Genomic DNA, 15,841 nt, shown 5'->3' on the forward strand with positions numbered 1-15,841 from the left:
GAGGACGATGCGCTTTCTGCGACTGCTTCTGATCGGTTTGGTGGTGCTGCCGGGCGTGCTCTCCGCCCAGGAGCCGGAGGAGGGTGTTCGGCTCGGGCTGCTGTACCAGCCCGAATATCAGCCCGGACTGGTGGTGCTCCCGTTCGAGGCGTCCGGATCCGCGGCATCCGCCGCGTCGACGATCCAGTCGATCATCGCCCAGGACCTGGATTTCAGCGACCGCTTCCAGCTCCGCAGCGTGACCGAGGGCGGTGGCACCGGCGAGTCGATCAACCTTGCGCTCTGGAAGGAGCGTGGTGCCGACTGGGTGCTGCAGGGTTCGCTGGCTCCGCGTAGCGGCGGGTTGACACTCACCCTGGTGCTGCACGACGCGGTCTACGGTCGGGTGAAGGACCAGCGGGCGATCGCCCTCCCACCGCCGGGTGACCCGAACTTCCGCATGGCGGTCCATGCCGCGTCGGACGAGGTGGTGCGCTGGGCCACCGGCGATCCGGGCATGTCGGCCTCGCGCATCGTCTTCGTGCTGGAGGGAAGGGGCTCGAAGGAGATCTACATGGTCGATTCGGACGGCGAGAACGTCCAGCGAATCACCAGCGACGGCTCGATTGCGCTCACCCCGACGTGGGGGCCGGACGGCCAGCGCATCGCCTACACCTCCTACCGGAGCGGGCGGCCGCTGCTTTACGAGCGCGATATGCGCACCGGCCGCGACCGGGTTCTCTCCGACCGGGAAGGGATCAACAGCACGCCGGCTTACTCGCCGGACGGGCGCCTCATCGCCTTCGGTACCAGTGTCTCCGGCAATACGGAGATCGCGACCTACGATCGCCAGCAGAACTGCTGCCTTCAGCAGCAGACGCGGGGTCGGCAGTTCGACTCCCTCAACCCCAGCTTCTCGCCGGACGGGACGCAGCTCGCGTTCGTCTCCAACCGGCTGGGTCAGCCCCACATCTACGTGATGGAGCTGGGGGGAGAGGGCCGCCTCGTCTCCGAGTACGTGTATGGCCGCCGGGCCTACAACGACGGACCGGACTGGTCCCCCACCTCGAACCAGATCGTCTACCACACCGAGGTTCGCAGTGGGCAGTACCAGCTCGTCCTGCTGGACCTGGACCGCGGGACGAGGCGTTACCTGACGAACGAGTACAACAACGAGACGGCGAGCTGGGCTCCGGACGGGCGCCACGTCGTCTTCTCTTCCCCGGACCGCGAGGGCGGCGGGCTGTTCGTACTGGACACCGTGAGCGGCCGCATTCGCCCTCTGCTGCGTGGTAGGGGCTATCAGCTTCCCGACTGGTCGCGGACGCTCTACCGGGTCGCCGGAGAGTGACCGATTTTCTCATCGCGGCCTCCAGGCCGCAAAACCGGCGCGCACCGCGCCTCTAGATTCCACCCTGGGTAGAGGAATGATGACGCTTCGTCAGGTTCTCGTGCTCGTGCTGGCCGTCTCCACGGTCGCCGCCTGTCGCAAGAAGGAGCCTCCCGCCGAGCTCAACCCCGTGGCGACCGCGGACGGTTCGAACGCCGCCGATCGCGCTCGCGCCGACTCGATCGCCGCCGCCGAGCGCGCGCGCAGGGAAGCGGAGGAGCGGGATCGCGCTGCCGGCATTGCGCGCGTGCGCGAGGCGCTGGCCGACATCGTCTACTTCGATTACGACAGCGACGAGCTGACTTCCGAAGCCGAGGCGAAGCTGCGCACCAAGGCGGCGATCCTGCGGGCGAACCCGACGCTGGAGATCCGGGTGGACGGGCACGCAGACGAACGGGGCTCCACCGAGTACAACCTGGCGCTCAGCCAGCGGCGTGCGGAGACCGTGCGTGACTTCCTCACCGGGTACGGAATCGCGGCGAGCAGGATCACCACCATCCCCTACGGCGAGGAGCGCCCCCGAGTCGAAGGAACGGGAGAAGCGGTATGGGCTCAGAATCGACGGGCAGAGTTTGCCATCACCGGCGGTCAGATCACCGTGGTACCGCCCGAGGTGCGCTGATGCGGCCGCGCCTCCTCTCCGTGCTGGTGCTGACGCCCCTCCTCGGCGCCTGCGCCACCAAACGGGACCTGCGCGACCTCCGCACGGAGGTGGAGGCGATGCGGTCCAGCCAGGAAGCGTTGCTGCGGGAGATCGTGCAGCAGAACGAGCTGCTGCGCGACTCGATGACGGCCCAGGACGTGCGGCTCCGGGGGGATCTGCTGAACCGGCTCCTCCAGATGGAGCGGCAGCTCGTGCAGATCCAGGAGCTCACCGGCCAGGGGCAGCAGCGGCTCGCGGAGATGCGCGAGGAGCTTCGCCGGCAGGAGGAGTCGATCCGGATATCCTCGACACCCGGTGCTCCCGCAGGATCGCCGGCGGGCGCCCCGACGGGTGACCCCGAGGAGATCTACGCTGCGGCGGAGGGGGCGCTGATGCGGGGTTCCTTTACCGCTGCGCGCACCGGCTTCGAGACGTTGGTTCGCAACTTTCCCCAGCACGAGCTGGCGCCCCAGGCGCAGCTCGGGATCGGTGAGACGTACGAGAAGACCTCGGAGCCGGAGCGAGCGCTGGAAGCGTACTCCCTGGTGCCGCAGCTCTATCCCGATTCGCCGCAGGCGCCCACGGCGCTGTTGCGCGCAGGCCGCATCGAGGCAGAGCGGGACAACCGCGAGGAAGCGCGCGACCTCTTCAGTCAGCTCATCGGTGCGTACCCCGACAGTCCCGAGGCGGAAACAGCTCGGGAAGAGCTGGCGGAGCTCAGGCGCTAGCCACTTCCAATGAGGTGCCCGTACTGTCAGCACCTCGAGGATCGCGTGGTGGATTCACGCACCAGTCGGGAGGGGCGTGCCGTTCGCAGGCGTCGTGAGTGCACCCGTTGCGGTCGCCGCTTCACGACCTACGAGTACATCGAAGAGCGTCCGCTGCAGGTCATCAAACGAACCGGGGAGATCGAGCCGTACGACCGGCGGAAGCTCCTGCGCAGCATCGAGGTCGCGGCGGCCAAGCGGCCCATCGCTCCGGCTGCCATTGACGCCATCGTCGAGGATCTCGAGCGCGTTCTCGATCAGTCCGACCTGCAGGAGGTGGAGAGTCGCTATCTGGGCGAGCTGGTGATGGAGCGCTTGAAGGCGCAGGACCACATCGCCTACGTTCGGTTCGCATCGGTGTACAGGAATTTCCAGGACCTGACCGAGTTCTACGACGAGTTGCAGGACCTGGATGCCCGCACGGCGCAGCGGGAGGTGCAGCGCTACCAGCGCGAGCTGCCCCTGGACGGAATCGAGGCGCCGGAGGGCGTGGTCCCGGCGACGCCCGGGGAGGGCGAGGCCGAGGGCGCCTCGCCCTGACGCATTACCAATTCGCTCGTCCTGATGAAGTACTTCCGCATCAACCGGGAAGAGATGCCGTTCCTCGATCACCTCGAGGAGCTGCGCTGGCGCTTGATCTGGAGTCTGGCAGCCGCACTGCTGGGAGCCATCATCGGCTTCTTCCTGGTTGTGCACTTCGATGTCCTCGGCATCCTCGTCGACCCGATCGAGCCGTTTTTGAGCGGGGACAAGCTGGCCTTCCTGGACCCGATCACGCCGTTCTTCATCACCCTCAAGCTGGCGGTGATCGTGGGGCTCATCCTGGCCTCCCCGATCATCATCTACCACATCTGGGCCTTCCTCTCACCGGCACTCCTTCCTTCCGAGAAGCGGGCGATCGTGCCGAGCCTCTACATGGGGCTGATCCTCTTCGCGGCCGGGGTGGTGATGGCGTACTTCGTGGTCGTGCCGATGACGCTGCGGTTCACGATGGGCTTCCAGACCGAGTCGCTGACGCCCGTCATCACGATCGACAAGCACCTCGGGTTCATGATCCGCTTGCTGCTTGCGTTCGGGCTCGTCTTCGAGCTGCCCGTCGTGGTCCTGATCCTCTCGGTCCTGGGCATCGTCACCCCGGAATTCCTCGCCGAGAAGCGCCGCTACGCCATCGCCGCGATTGCCATCCTCTCGGCGGTGCTGACCCCGGGTGACGTCATTACGGTGACCATCCTGATGATGGTGCCGCTGATGGCGCTGTACGAGTTCAGTATTCTGCTGTCGCGGATCGTGGAGAAGAGGCGAATCGCAGCAGCGGCAACGGCCGATTCCTGAGTCATGGGGGGGCGAGCCGTGATGCGCGCGCTCCTGGCGGCAGCGGCGATCTCGACCGTCTGGGTGACGGGATCGGCCGCGCAGGTGCGGCCGGACACGCTCCCGCCCCAGGACACCGTCGTGGTCCCGGCTCCCGACACGGTGCCCGTCGACCTGCCGGACACGACGGCCGTGCAGGTGACCCTTCCGGACAGCCTCGACGCCGAGGCGCCAGACACCCTGTCCACCGATTCGACCGGCGCTCGTGTCGCTCCTCCCGATCCCGAGGGCGACGCCATTATCCAGGAGCTACGTGAGCTGCGAGGATACGTCGCCACCGAATACCTGGGCGAGCGGGCCGTCTACGAGTCGGAGGAGGAGGTGCTTCGGCTCATGGGGAAGGCGCAGGTGGAGCGGGAGGGGAACCGCCTCACCGCGGATACCATCGTCTACCGCGGGTTGGACGACCTGGTGGAGGCGTACGGCGAGCCTCGGGTGGTGGGTGAGTCGCAGGAGCTGACCGGGAGGATTCTTTACTACGACCTGGTCACCCGCCGCGCGACCGCCTTCGGCGCGCGCACCGAGGTGCAGCAGAGCGCCAACTGGATCGTAACCGGCGACGTGACGGTCGAAACGGGAGAGGATACCCGGATCTACGCAACGTCGGGCCACTTCACCACCTGCGACCTGGCGATCCCCCACTATCACTTCGAAGCGGACGAGATCAAGATCGTCCGCGACAAGTACCTCGTGGGGCGCCCGGCACGGCTCTACTTCGGACGCGTGCCGGTGGCGGTGCTTCCCTTCTTCGTGCAGAGCCTCGAGCAGGGACGCCGCAGCGGGCTCATCGCGCCGCGCTTCTCACTCACCGACATCGTCCGCAACTCGGGCCATACCCGCGAGATCTCCGACCTCGGCTGGTACTGGGCGATCAACGACTACCTGGGAGCGCAGGTGACCGGCCGTTGGCGTAGCGGCGCGTACACCGCGCTCACCGGCAACCTGGATTTCCGCTGGCGGCGGCAGTTCCTGCAAGGGAACTTCGCCTTCACCCGCTACTGGCGGCAGAATGGGCGGCGCGAGTTCGGGTTGAACGGAAACGGGAGCTGGCGGCCTGACGAGCGAACCAATCTCTCCGCCAGCGCCAGCTACTCCTCCTCTTCGGAGTTCATCCGCGAGTCGACGATCGACCCGCTGGAGGCGACGCAGGACCTCAACTCCGCCTTCAACCTCAGCCGGCGGTTCGACTGGGGTGTGGTTGCGCTGGGCGCCGATGCCCGTCAATCAATGGCGGACGGGGGACTCACGTACACGTTCCCGCGCTTCTCGATCAGCCCGAATCCGATCACCCTCTTCCCTTCCTCCTCTCCCGATCTCGCGCGCTGGTACAATAACGCGACGATCAACTGGAATTTCGACGCGATCAAGAGGGGAAGCACTGGCGAGGGCAGTTTCACCAGCGGAGCGCAGGACCAGAGCCAGACGCAGGTCGACGGGGGCCTTTCGCTCACCCTCGGTCGGCTGAGCATCTCCACCAGCGGGAATCTCGACCTGAGCGAGCGTGAGGAGGTCACCGGCTTCCGCTTTGGCAACGATGTGATCACCGGCTGCCCGCTCCCCGACTTCGTCGGACCGCCGCAGGCGTTCTGCGAGGTCCGACCGGGCGGACGAAGCGACCAGGCGAGCTGGAGCGCCTCGATCAACTACCAGCAGGAGCTCATCGGACAGACGACGCTAACCCCGACCCTCGGGGTCAGCCAGCAGATACTGCGCGATTCGCTGACCAACTTCGAGTACCTGGCGGCGCCGATGCGCGTCAACTTCGGCGCCAGCCTCGCCACCGCACTGTTCGGGTTCTATGGCGGCTTCGGGCCGTTCGAGGCCATGCGGCACCGGATCACGCCGACGATCTCCTATACCTACTCTCCCGCCGTCCAGCAGAATGCCGCGCAGGATTCGGCTTTCGGGGTGATCGAGAGCCGGACGCGGAGTCAGATCACGCTCAACTTGAACCAGACCTTCGAGGCGAAGCTGCGTCCCTCGGAGAGAAGGGAGCGCGCAGATACCGCTGCCGCGCGCGCGGACAGCCTCGCGGCGGGGGATAGCCTCACCGCGGGCGACACCCTCACCGCCCGCGCGACCCGCGAGGCGGAGCCGCAGCAGCCGGAGAAGGTGACGCTGCTGTCGATCACCACCAGCGCGCTCACTTACGACTTCACGCGTGCTAGGGAAACCGGTAACGGCTTCACCAACACGAGCATCTCCAACAACATCACCTCCGACTATCTGGGCGGGCTGAGCGTGCAGATCACTCACGATCTGTTCGATCAGAGCGAGATCAACCCGAACGATCCGGAGCAGCGAGGGAGGCTCGGGCGCTTTGCGCCGCGTCTATCCCGTCTCAGCACGGGATTCCACCTCGGGCCGACCTCTCCGATCTTCCGCTGGCTCGGCATTCTGCGACGTGGCGGCGACCGGACAGCGCCAACGGACGGTAACATCCCCGGGGAGGAGGAGCCTGGCCCGACCGACCGCGCGGGCGCGACTACCGCGACCGGCAACCAGCAATCGCTGGGTTCCGGCCAGTGGAGAGCCACGATCGACTATTCGTTCACGCGGCCCTCACGCACCTATGATCCGCAAAACCTGAGGCGGGACGAGGCGACGCAGACGATCAACCTTTCGGCCAGCCTTCCACTGACACCCAACTGGGCGGCCGATTGGCGGACGCAGTACTCCATCACCGACAACGAGTTCGCCGGCCACTCGCTGAACTTCAGCCGCAGCCTGCACCGCTGGCAGGCGAATTTCAGCTTCTTCCAGACCGCTACCGGCAACACCGGGTTCCAGTTCTACGTAGAGCTGGTCGACAACCGCGACCTCCATTTCGATTACCGCGAGCGGAATCTGGGAATCGATCGCCGCTGACGCCGCTGCCGGCGTCATTGTCGCGTTGCGAGCTACCTGTGCGTTGATCTGGTAGAGGTGTCCACCGCTTGTCACAGTGATCGACGCCTGCCGGTGACGCGCCAGGACCAGATCGTGGCGCGCCCGCTTGTTTTCCGCAGTGCCGCTCACCTCCGGCCGCCGAGTGTCGGATCGGTCCTACCTTTGCCATAGCGACTTGCGGCGAATCGCTGCCCGAAACCCTCCAAGGAGATTGGATCTCGATGAGGTCTACGTTCGCGCCTCACAGGCGCACTGCTCGCTCTCGCCTGATGGTTCTCGCGCTCGTGGGGTTGCTGCCACTCGCCTTGGCGTGCGAAAGCGACGACGACCCGGTCATCGTCCGGCCCGGCGAGCTCGATCCGGAGATCACCTCTATCCAGACGGTATGGGTGGAAGAGGGATGGGTGGACCTGGAACCGGTGGGGAGCCTGGCCGTGCAGCTCTTCTGGGAGTTGCCGGACGAATGGGATGGTGAGGTGTTCCGCGTCTACTCGCGCGAGTCGGGTGGAGGCGACTACCTCCTGATCGCCACCGTCACCGCCTGCACCGACCGGCGATGCACCTATACCGACACGAACGTGCAGCCGGGACGCTCCTACGACTACCTGGTGGCAACCGTCGACGAGCGATCCGATCGCGAAGTCGGCGAGTCGGCGCCGGAATCGGTGCAGGTCCCCTCGGACGCCGCGCCTGAGCCTCCGACGGAGCTGAGCGCGGTAGCGCTCGACAATGCCGTCTACCTGCAGTGGGAGAGCGTGGAGGCGGAGAAGTACAGGATCTTTCTGGAAGGTGTGGACGATGAGGAGATGTTCATCGAGGTGGGCGCGACCGACGGAACCGGCTACGTGGACACACGAGCGGAGAACGGCAAGGTCCACGTGTATCGGATCGCCCCGGTGGCGGAGAGCGGGCAGGTGGGCGCCCGCAGCGAGACCGTGAGTGCGATCCCGCGGCCCGATTACCACTCCGAGCTGATCTGGCCACTCTCCGAGAACGCAGCCTCGAGCGGGTTCCGCTTCCGCGCATCGGAGGGAGAGAACCCGATCGTCGCGGGGAACTCCGCCGACGCGCAGTGGCGGCTGGAGGCGAACGGAGGCAACCTGCAGATCGTGCCGATCGGTGACACTCGAGTGACCGAGGGAGTCTTCACCACCTCGCTGACCTGCGGTCCCGGCAGCGAAGCGGACTGCGAATACGTGGACGAGGCCCCGGCCGAAGAGGAGTTCGGCAGCGATCCGGTAGCGGTTTCCGCGGGGAACACCTACGTCTTCTCGGTGCGCGCCGACGGTGAAACGCATTTCGGCAAGATCCGCGTACAGGGGGTGGCGGAAGACGACGAGGGACGCACGGTCCTCGTCTTCGACTGGGCCTACCAGACCCGCGCGGACGTGCCGTCGCTGGATCTCGTGCCGGGGCGCTGATAGGTCCGAGCGACGGCCGGCAGGCCGGCACATCGACGTTGGGCAGATCGCAGTACGGTGCGCTGATGAAGTCCGAGGCGCGACTCTCGCTCTGTCCCCCAGCGCGTGGGAGGTTGGCTGACCCATGGAGATCGACGGCGGGAGCCTGACGCTGGAAGCACTCGAGCGGGTGGCACGCGGGGAAGAGTCGCGCGTCACCCTCTCCACCACCGCCCGCGAGCGGATGTTGCGCTCGCGGGCGGTGGTGGAAGAGGCGGTGGCGTCGGGGGCGGTGGTGTACGGCGTGACTACGGGTTTCGGACGCCTCGCGGACGTGGCCATTCCACGGGAGCGCATCGCCGAGCTGCAGCTCAATCTCATCCGTAGCCATGCCTGCGGGTTCGGCCCACCGCTGCCCACTGAGGAGGTTCGGGCCATCATGCTCCTGCGGGCAAACGTGCTCGCGAAGGGGTGCTCGGGCATCCGCCCGGAGGTGGTCGATCTGTTGCTCGAGATGCTGAACCGCGGCGTGCACCCCGTGATTCCGGAGCAGGGATCGGTCGGCGCCTCCGGGGATCTCGCCCCGCTCTCGCACCTGGCGCTGGTACTGGTGGGGGAGGGGGAGGCCGAAGTCGGTGGACGGGTACTCACGGGGAGTGAGTCCCTGCGGTCAGTGGGGCTGGAGCCGATCGTCCTGGGAGCCAAGGAAGGCCTGGCGCTGAACAACGGCACCCAGGTGATGACGGGCATCGGAGCGCTGTCGCTCCGGCGGGCGGAGCGGTTGGTGAAGACCGCCGAGGTGGCCGGGGCGATGTCGCTCGAGGGGCTGCGCGGGACCCCCGATGCGTTCCATCCCGCGCTGCAGCGCGTCCGCCCGCACCCGGGTCAGATCGCGAGCGCGGACCGGCTGCGTTCGCTCCTGCGCGGGAGCGAGATTCGCGAGTCGCACCGGCACAACGATCCGCGAGTCCAGGACGCCTATGCCCTCCGCTGCATGCCGCAGGTGCACGGTGCCGCGCGCTCCGCGCTGGCCTACGTCCGCTCCGTGCTCGAGGTGGAGGTCAACAGCGCGACCGACAATCCGCTCATCTTCCCGGACGAGGAAGATGGTCCGGTCCTGAGCGGCGGCAACTTCCACGGCCAGATCGTCGCCCAGGCTCTCGATCTGTTGGCGATGGCGCTGACCGACCTCGCCTCCATCAGCGAGCGGCGAATCGAGCGACTGGTAAATCCGGACCTGTCGGACCTGCCTGCCTTCCTGACTCGGGAGGCGGGCGTGCGCTCGGGTCTGATGGTGGCGCAGATCACCGCGGCCTCCTTGGTGAGCGAATCCAAGGTGCTGGCACATCCGGCGAGCATCGACTCGATCCCGACCGGGGCGAGCAAGGAAGATCATGTCTCGATGGGAGCCGCCGCGGCGAGGAAGGCGAGGCAGGTCGTGGCCAACGCTGAGGCGGTGTTGGCGATCGAACTGATCTGCGCTGCGCAGGCGCTCGAGTTTCTTCGGCCTCTGCGTCCCGGAGCCGGAGTCGCGGCGGCGTACGAGCTCCTTCGCAGCAGGATCCCGCCCCTGGAAGAAGACCGGGTGCTGGCTGCGGACATATCGACAGCCGCGGCGATGGTGCGCGAAGGTGTTTTCGCCGCGATCGATTGAGGGAACTTCGCTTCCTGCCGAAGCTACAACTACGCGAGCAGCCCGCCGCGGCGGGCGAGAGCATCGCGAGTCGGGGAAACGGCATGGCAGTCTCTGAGCAACTGGAGTTGGCCGGGAAGTCGGTCGGGTACACCCGTGCCACGGAACGGGAAGAGCGACGCTGGCGCCGCGCACTCACGGTGGGTCTGGTAGTCGCCGCCATCCTCCACATCGCCGTTCTCTTCTCCGTCCGATCGACCGTGTTGCCCCCGAGCCCGTTTACGGCCGCGGGGCCGAATCGGGGCGACTATCGAGCGGCGGCGGGGGGCGATGGGGGGCTGACGATGGTCGACATTCGCAACCCCGAGGTGCCGACCGAGGTGGCGGCCGTGCCGGTCGAGCCGGTTCCGGTTCCTGTGCCGGAGCCTGAGCCCGTTCCGGAGCCGGAGGTCGAGCCGGAGGTGCCCGCCCCGGAGATTCCGACGGCGAGCGTGGAGGTGTCGATGCCGGGCGTGGGCGAGGCGGGGACCGGAGGGGAGAGCGGCACCGCGACCGGCGCCGGGACGGCAACCGGGACGGGCGAGGGCGGCGGTGGCGCCGACGAGAGCGGTGACGCGGGGTTGATCGCGCCGCGGCCGAGGGGGATCCTGATCCCTCCGGCAGGCCGACCCGCCAGCGCCAGGGGTCAGGAGATCACCGTCTGGGTCTTCGTGACCCCCAACGGCCGGGTGGTCGCCGATTCGACCCGGCTCGACCCGCCCACCAGCGACGGCCGCTACAACAACCGGCTTCGCCAGACCGTTTCCGACTGGGTCTTCGAGCCCGCCCGCCGCGGGGGGCAGCCGGTCGCAGCGTGGTATCCGTTTGAGATAATTCTTTGAGTGGAAGTGGAGGAGGTCGGAGGAGCTAGAAGATTCCGCGGAGAGGAAGCCAGGAGACCGGGGGGCGTCAGAAGGAGAAGTTGTGGCATTCCTCCTTCCCCGCGGGACGCGCTCCCCCGTTCGTCCCAGGAACCCGGGATGGAATGGAAAGTCAGGAGAATGCCGATTCTAGCTTCTAACTTCTAGCTTCTAGCTTCTTCTCCTAGCTTTTCCCAACTTCTAGCTTCTCCCCAAAATTCCCAGATGCACCTCACCATCCGCAACCTTTCCAAGACCTACCCCAACGGGGTCCATGCGCTCAGGAACGTGTCGCTGAGCATCCCCCAAGGGATGTTCGGCCTGCTGGGGCCCAACGGCGCGGGCAAGTCCACCCTGATGCGCACGCTCGCCACGCTGCAGGAGCCCGATTCCGGGAGCGTGTTCCTGGGCGACCCCGAGGGTGGCCCGGGCCAGGGGCTGGACGTGTTGCGGCAGAAGGAGGAGGTGCGCCGCACGCTGGGATACCTTCCCCAGGAGTTCGGGGTCTACCCCAAGGTCAGCGCCTACGACCTCCTCGATCACTTCGCGGTCCTCAAGGGCATTACCCGCCGCGGGGAGCGCAAGGACACGGTCGAGGCGCTGTTGCAGCAGACCAATCTCTGGGAGGCGCGCAACAAGCACCTGGGCGGCTTCTCCGGGGGGATGCGGCAGCGCTTCGGCATCGCCGTCGCCCTGCTGGCCCGCCCGCAGCTCATCATCGTAGACGAGCCGACGGCCGGGCTCGACCCCGCGGAGCGGGTCCGCTTCCTCAACCTGCTGAGCGAGCTGGGCGAGAACGCGATCGTCATACTCTCGACCCACATAGTGGAGGACGTCGCTGAGCTCTGCAGCCGCATGGCCATCATCAACCGCGGTGAGATCCTGCTCGAGGCTGAGCCGCTGGCGGCGATGCAGGCGCTGCGCGGCCGGATCTGGCGCACGATGATCGACCGCGCGGACCTGTCCGACTACCAGCGCGACTATCGGGTCATCTCCAGCCGCCTGCTGGCCGGGCGCACCGTGATTCACGTGTACTCGGAGAACGCGCCGGATCCGCGCTTCGAGGCGGTCGAACCCGACCTCGAGGACGTCTACTTCACAGCGATCGAAGGGCTACCCTTTCCTCAGGCCGAGCTGGTGGTGCCGGAGGTGGCCGGATGACAGGAGCGTACGCCGGGATCGTACGCTTCGAGCTCCGCTACTACCTGCGCCGGATCTCGACCTGGGTCTACTTCGGGGTGTTCTTCCTCGTCGCGTTTCTCCTCGTCCAGCTCGCGGGAGGCGCCTGGGATTCGGTGCAGGTCGGCTTCGGGGGCAGCGGGGGGAACGTCCACGTGGACTCCCCCTACGCGGTCGCCCAGCTGAGTGGCGCTATCTCGCTGTTTGCGGTGTTGGTGACCGCCGCGCTGGTGGGAAGCGCAATCTGCCGGGATTTCGATACAGGGGCGTATCCGCTCTTCTTCACTACCCCCGTGTCCCGGGTTCAATATCTGGGCGGCCGCTTCACGGGCGTGCTGCTGGTCAACGCTTTCATCCTCGCGAGCATCCCCCTGGGGCTCGCGCTGGGCAGCGCCATGCCCTACCTCGACCGGCAACGCTTCGGCGGGTTCGATCTGGGAGCCTACGTCAACCCGTTCTTCGTCTTCCTCTTCCCCAACCTCGTCTTCACCGCCGCGATCTTCTTCGCCCTGGCCGCCCTCACGCGCCGGATGCTGCCCAACTATGTGGGCGGCATCTTCCTGCTCATCGGCTACACGGTGGCGGGCGAGTACCTGCAGGGGATCGAGAACGATCGCATGGTGGGCATGCTCGACGCCTTCGGCTTTGGCCCCTACGAGCTGGTCGCGCGCTACTGGACGCCGGCCGAGAAAAACACGCTGCTGGCTCCCCTGGAGGGGCTGCTGCTGGCGAATCGGCTGGTCTGGGTGGGCGTGGGGTTGCTGATGCTGGCGGTTGCTTTCGCGCGGTTCCGCTTCGCCCACGAGGCCAGCGCGCCCCGCTGGCGACGGCGACGGAAGGCCATCGAGACGACGGTGGAGACCGTTCGTGGCGGTACTGAAGAGCGGCCCCTGCGCGTGCCTGCCGTGGCCCCGCGCCGGGGAGCGTTGGTGGCGCTCGTGCAGTTCTGGTCCATCGCCCGGCAGTCGTTCTGGGGGATCGTCCGGAACCGGTACTTCTTCGCCATCGTGGGTGGTGGCGTGCTCTTCATGATCCTGATGTCGCGCATCCTCCAGGACATGTACGGCACGGTCACCTGGCCGGTCACCTATGCCATGCTGGAGATCCTGGGTGCCAACTTCTGGATCTTCATGCTGGTCATCATCACCCTCTACGCCGGCGACCTGGTGTGGGCGGAGCGAGAGGCGGGGATTCACCAGGTGGTCGATGCTACCCCGGTGCGCGACTGGGTGCCCCTTGCGGCGAAGTGGACCGGCCTCGCGTTGATGATAATCGTGCTGCAGCTGGTGGTGATGCTGACCGGTATGGCCATTCAGCTCGCGGAAGGTTACACGCGGCTCGAGCCGGGGCTGTACCTGAAGTCGCTGCTGGGGATGGAGCTGGTGAACTTCCTCCTGCTGAGCGTCTTCGTGATGGTGGTGCACGTGCTGGCGAACCATAAATACGTCGCCCACCTGATCGTGGTGCTCCTGCTCGTGTTCACCGGATTCATGCCCGAGCTGGGGCTCGAGCACACCCTCTACCGCTACAACTCGGGGAGCACCGGCACCTACTCGGACATGAACGGGTTCGGCCCGTTCCCTGAGCGCTTCTTCTGGCTGAAGGGGTACTGGCTCGGGTGGGCGATCCTGCTCGCCCTAGCCTCGAACCTTTTCTGGGTACGGGGAGAGGAGAGCACGGCCAGCTGGAGACTGCGCCTCGCTCGCCTGCGGTTCCGGCGTCCCGCCGCGGTGGCCACGGCGGTGGCGTCTCTGTTGATCCTGGGCTTCGGGGGATTCGTGTTCTACAACACGAACATCCTGAACAGCTACCGGACGAGCCACGACGGCGAGGTCGCCGCGGCGGAGTATGAGCGGGAGTTCAAGCGCTTCGAGGGGATCGCGCAGCCCCGCGTCACGGGTGTCGACCTGCAGGTAGAGCTCTACCCCGAGCAGCGGCACGCCGAAGTGAGCGGGACCTACCGCCTGGTCAACCGCACGGACCAGCCGATCGACTCGGTCCACATCCTCCTGCCGAGCGAGGTCGACATCGAGCGGATGGAATTCGATCGACCGGCCGAGCAAGCGCTGCGAGACCGGAGGCTCGGCTACCACATCTTCACGCTGGGCAGTCCGCTGCTGCCCGGAGACTCGGCCCGGCTCGAGTTCGCGCTCTCCTTCGGGGTGGAGGGCTTCGCGAACAGCGAGGATTTCCTGGAGCTGGTCGAGAACGGCACCTTCTTCAACAGCGGTCTGTTGCCGTCCTTCGGGTACGACCCGGAGCTGGAGCTGTCTAGCGACGAGGTGCGGCGCAAATACGGGCTCGAGCCGAAGGAACGGGTTGCGCCGCTGGAGGACACGCTGGCGATCCGCAACAACTACATCTCGCGCGACGCCGACTGGATCGACTTTGCCGTGACGGTCGGTACGTCGCCGGATCAGATCGCCCTCGCTCCGGGATACCTCGAGCGGGAGTGGGTGGAGAATCCGCCGCCAGGCTCGGGACGCGCCCCGCGCCGGTATTTCCGCTACGAGATGGACGCGCCCATCCTCAACATGTACTCGGTCCTCTCGGCCAGGTACGTGGTCAAGCGCGATCGCTGGATTCCGGCCGACGGCACGGCGCAGCCGGTGACCATCGAGGTCTATCATCATCCCGGCCATGAATTCAACGTGGACCGGATGATCGACGCGGTGAAGAAGTCCCTCGACTACTTCACGCGCGAGTTCGGTCCCTACCAGCACCGGCAGCTCCGAATTCTGGAGTTCCCGCGCTACCAGACCTTCGCGCAGTCGTTCCCGAACACGGTGCCGTATTCGGAAGGGATCGGCTTCATCGCGCGCGTCAAGGACGAGGAGGAGGACATCGACTACCCCTTCTATGTCACGGCGCACGAGGTCGCGCACCAGTGGTGGGCGCACCAGGTCATCGGTGGGAACGTGCAGGGGGCAACGCTCCTGTCCGAGACCCTCTCGCAGTACTCGGCGTTGATGGTGATGGAGAAGGAGTTCGGTCGCGATCAGATCCGCCGCTTCCTCGCCTACGAGCTCGACGAATACCTGCAGGGGCGTGGCTTCGAGCAGAAGAAGGAGCTGCCGCTGCTGCGGGTGGAGGGGCAGGGGTACATCCACTACAACAAGGGAGCGGTGGTGATGTACGCCCTGCGTGACCTCATCGGCGAGGAGGCGCTCAACGCCGCCCTGCGCGACTACCTCGAGGAGGTGAAGTTCCAGCAGCCGCCGTACACCACCTCACTGGAGCTCTACCGGCACCTTCAGGCGGCAACGCCCGACTCGATTCGACCCATGCTCGAGGACTTCTTCGAGCACATCACCCTCTACGACAACCGGGCGCGCCAGGCGGCGGTGACCGAGCTGGAGGGCGGCGGGTACGAGGTTACGCTGCAGGTAGAGGGACGTAAGCTCCACGCGGACAGCCTCGGGAACGAATCCGAGGTGGCCATGAGGGATCTCGTGGATATCGGGGTGTTCGCCGCTCACCCCGAGGGAGGAACGCGCCTCGGATCCGAGCTCTATCTGGGCAAGCACTGGATCGGGCCGGGAGCGCAGACCATCACCGTGCGCGTCGACTCCCTGCCGGCCCGGGCGGGGATCGATCCGTACAATAAGCTGATCGACCGGAACCGGGACGACAACGTGGTGGCCGTACGACGGGGATCGTGAAGCTACCGGCTCCGACGGACGGCTAGCCG

General features: G+C 66.6%; 11 protein-coding genes. All 11 read left to right on the forward strand.

The genetic code is table 11. The annotated features are described in order from the left end of the window. Positions 1 to 7 precede the first annotated feature (7 nt). The 11 genes from VF167_11305 (at position 8) to VF167_11355 (ending at position 15,812) form a co-directional block, all read left to right on the forward strand. Entirely contained in the window at positions 8 to 1,330 is a 1,323-nt protein-coding gene (locus tag VF167_11305) for a hypothetical protein (GenBank protein HEX6925997.1), read from the forward strand. 76 nt (positions 1,331 to 1,406) lie between these two features. Then, positions 1,407 to 1,991 (forward strand): OmpA family protein, encoded by a 585-nt coding sequence (locus tag VF167_11310; protein ID HEX6925998.1) that lies wholly within the window; start codon positions 1,407 to 1,409, stop codon positions 1,989 to 1,991. After that, positions 1,991 to 2,740, forward strand: coding sequence for a tetratricopeptide repeat protein (locus tag VF167_11315; GenBank protein ID HEX6925999.1), 750 nt, complete (start codon positions 1,991 to 1,993; stop codon positions 2,738 to 2,740). The genes VF167_11310 and VF167_11315 overlap by 1 nt, the downstream gene beginning before the upstream one ends. Before the next feature lie 9 nt (positions 2,741 to 2,749). Next, positions 2,750 to 3,319 (forward strand): transcriptional regulator NrdR, encoded by a 570-nt coding sequence (gene nrdR / locus VF167_11320; GenBank protein ID HEX6926000.1) that lies wholly within the window; start codon positions 2,750 to 2,752, stop codon positions 3,317 to 3,319. 24 nt (positions 3,320 to 3,343) lie between these two features. Then, positions 3,344 to 4,111 (forward strand): twin-arginine translocase subunit TatC, encoded by a 768-nt coding sequence (tatC, locus tag VF167_11325; GenBank protein HEX6926001.1) that lies wholly within the window; start codon positions 3,344 to 3,346, stop codon positions 4,109 to 4,111. A 21-nt stretch (positions 4,112 to 4,132) separates the two neighbouring features. Further along, positions 4,133 to 7,018, forward strand: coding sequence for a putative LPS assembly protein LptD (locus tag VF167_11330; protein HEX6926002.1), 2,886 nt, complete (start codon positions 4,133 to 4,135; stop codon positions 7,016 to 7,018). A 290-nt stretch (positions 7,019 to 7,308) separates the two neighbouring features. Beyond that, the gene (locus VF167_11335) at positions 7,309 to 8,460 is read left to right on the forward strand and encodes a hypothetical protein (protein HEX6926003.1); all 1,152 of its coding nucleotides are present in this window, start codon (positions 7,309 to 7,311) and stop codon (positions 8,458 to 8,460) included. Between the two features lie 124 nt (positions 8,461 to 8,584). After that, on the forward strand, positions 8,585 to 10,093 hold the full coding sequence (gene hutH, locus VF167_11340; protein ID HEX6926004.1) for a histidine ammonia-lyase: 1,509 nt from the start codon (positions 8,585 to 8,587) through the stop codon (positions 10,091 to 10,093). Between the two features lie 83 nt (positions 10,094 to 10,176). Next, entirely contained in the window at positions 10,177 to 10,953 is a 777-nt protein-coding gene (locus VF167_11345; protein HEX6926005.1) for a hypothetical protein, read from the forward strand. 243 nt (positions 10,954 to 11,196) lie between these two features. Continuing rightward, positions 11,197 to 12,132, forward strand: coding sequence for an ABC transporter ATP-binding protein (locus VF167_11350; protein HEX6926006.1), 936 nt, complete (start codon positions 11,197 to 11,199; stop codon positions 12,130 to 12,132). Further along, the gene (locus tag VF167_11355) at positions 12,129 to 15,812 is read left to right on the forward strand and encodes a M1 family aminopeptidase (protein ID HEX6926007.1); all 3,684 of its coding nucleotides are present in this window, start codon (positions 12,129 to 12,131) and stop codon (positions 15,810 to 15,812) included. Before VF167_11350 ends, VF167_11355 begins: the two co-directional genes overlap by 4 nt. Positions 15,813 to 15,841 lie beyond the last annotated feature (29 nt).

Source organism: Longimicrobiaceae bacterium (assembly GCA_036375715.1).
In the GTDB taxonomy this organism is placed as follows: Bacteria; Gemmatimonadota; Gemmatimonadetes; order Longimicrobiales; family Longimicrobiaceae; genus DASVBS01.

Excerpts from the sequence above, each read along its gene's own strand:
- VF167_11305 (HEX6925997.1), top strand. The coding sequence starts at position 8 with ATGCGCTTTCTGCGACTGCTTCTGATCGGTTTGGTGGTGCTGCCGGGC.
- VF167_11310 (HEX6925998.1), top strand. The coding sequence starts at position 1,407 with ATGATGACGCTTCGTCAGGTTCTCGTGCTCGTGCTGGCCGTCTCCACG.
- VF167_11315 (HEX6925999.1), top strand. The coding sequence starts at position 1,991 with ATGCGGCCGCGCCTCCTCTCCGTGCTGGTGCTGACGCCCCTCCTCGGC.
- nrdR (HEX6926000.1), top strand. The coding sequence starts at position 2,750 with ATGAGGTGCCCGTACTGTCAGCACCTCGAGGATCGCGTGGTGGATTCA.
- tatC (HEX6926001.1), top strand. The coding sequence starts at position 3,344 with ATGAAGTACTTCCGCATCAACCGGGAAGAGATGCCGTTCCTCGATCAC.
- VF167_11330 (HEX6926002.1), top strand. The coding sequence starts at position 4,133 with ATGCGCGCGCTCCTGGCGGCAGCGGCGATCTCGACCGTCTGGGTGACG.
- VF167_11335 (HEX6926003.1), top strand. The coding sequence starts at position 7,309 with ATGGTTCTCGCGCTCGTGGGGTTGCTGCCACTCGCCTTGGCGTGCGAA.
- hutH (HEX6926004.1), top strand. The coding sequence starts at position 8,585 with ATGGAGATCGACGGCGGGAGCCTGACGCTGGAAGCACTCGAGCGGGTG.
- VF167_11345 (HEX6926005.1), top strand. The coding sequence starts at position 10,177 with ATGGCAGTCTCTGAGCAACTGGAGTTGGCCGGGAAGTCGGTCGGGTAC.
- VF167_11350 (HEX6926006.1), top strand. The coding sequence starts at position 11,197 with ATGCACCTCACCATCCGCAACCTTTCCAAGACCTACCCCAACGGGGTC.
- VF167_11355 (HEX6926007.1), top strand. The coding sequence starts at position 12,129 with ATGACAGGAGCGTACGCCGGGATCGTACGCTTCGAGCTCCGCTACTAC.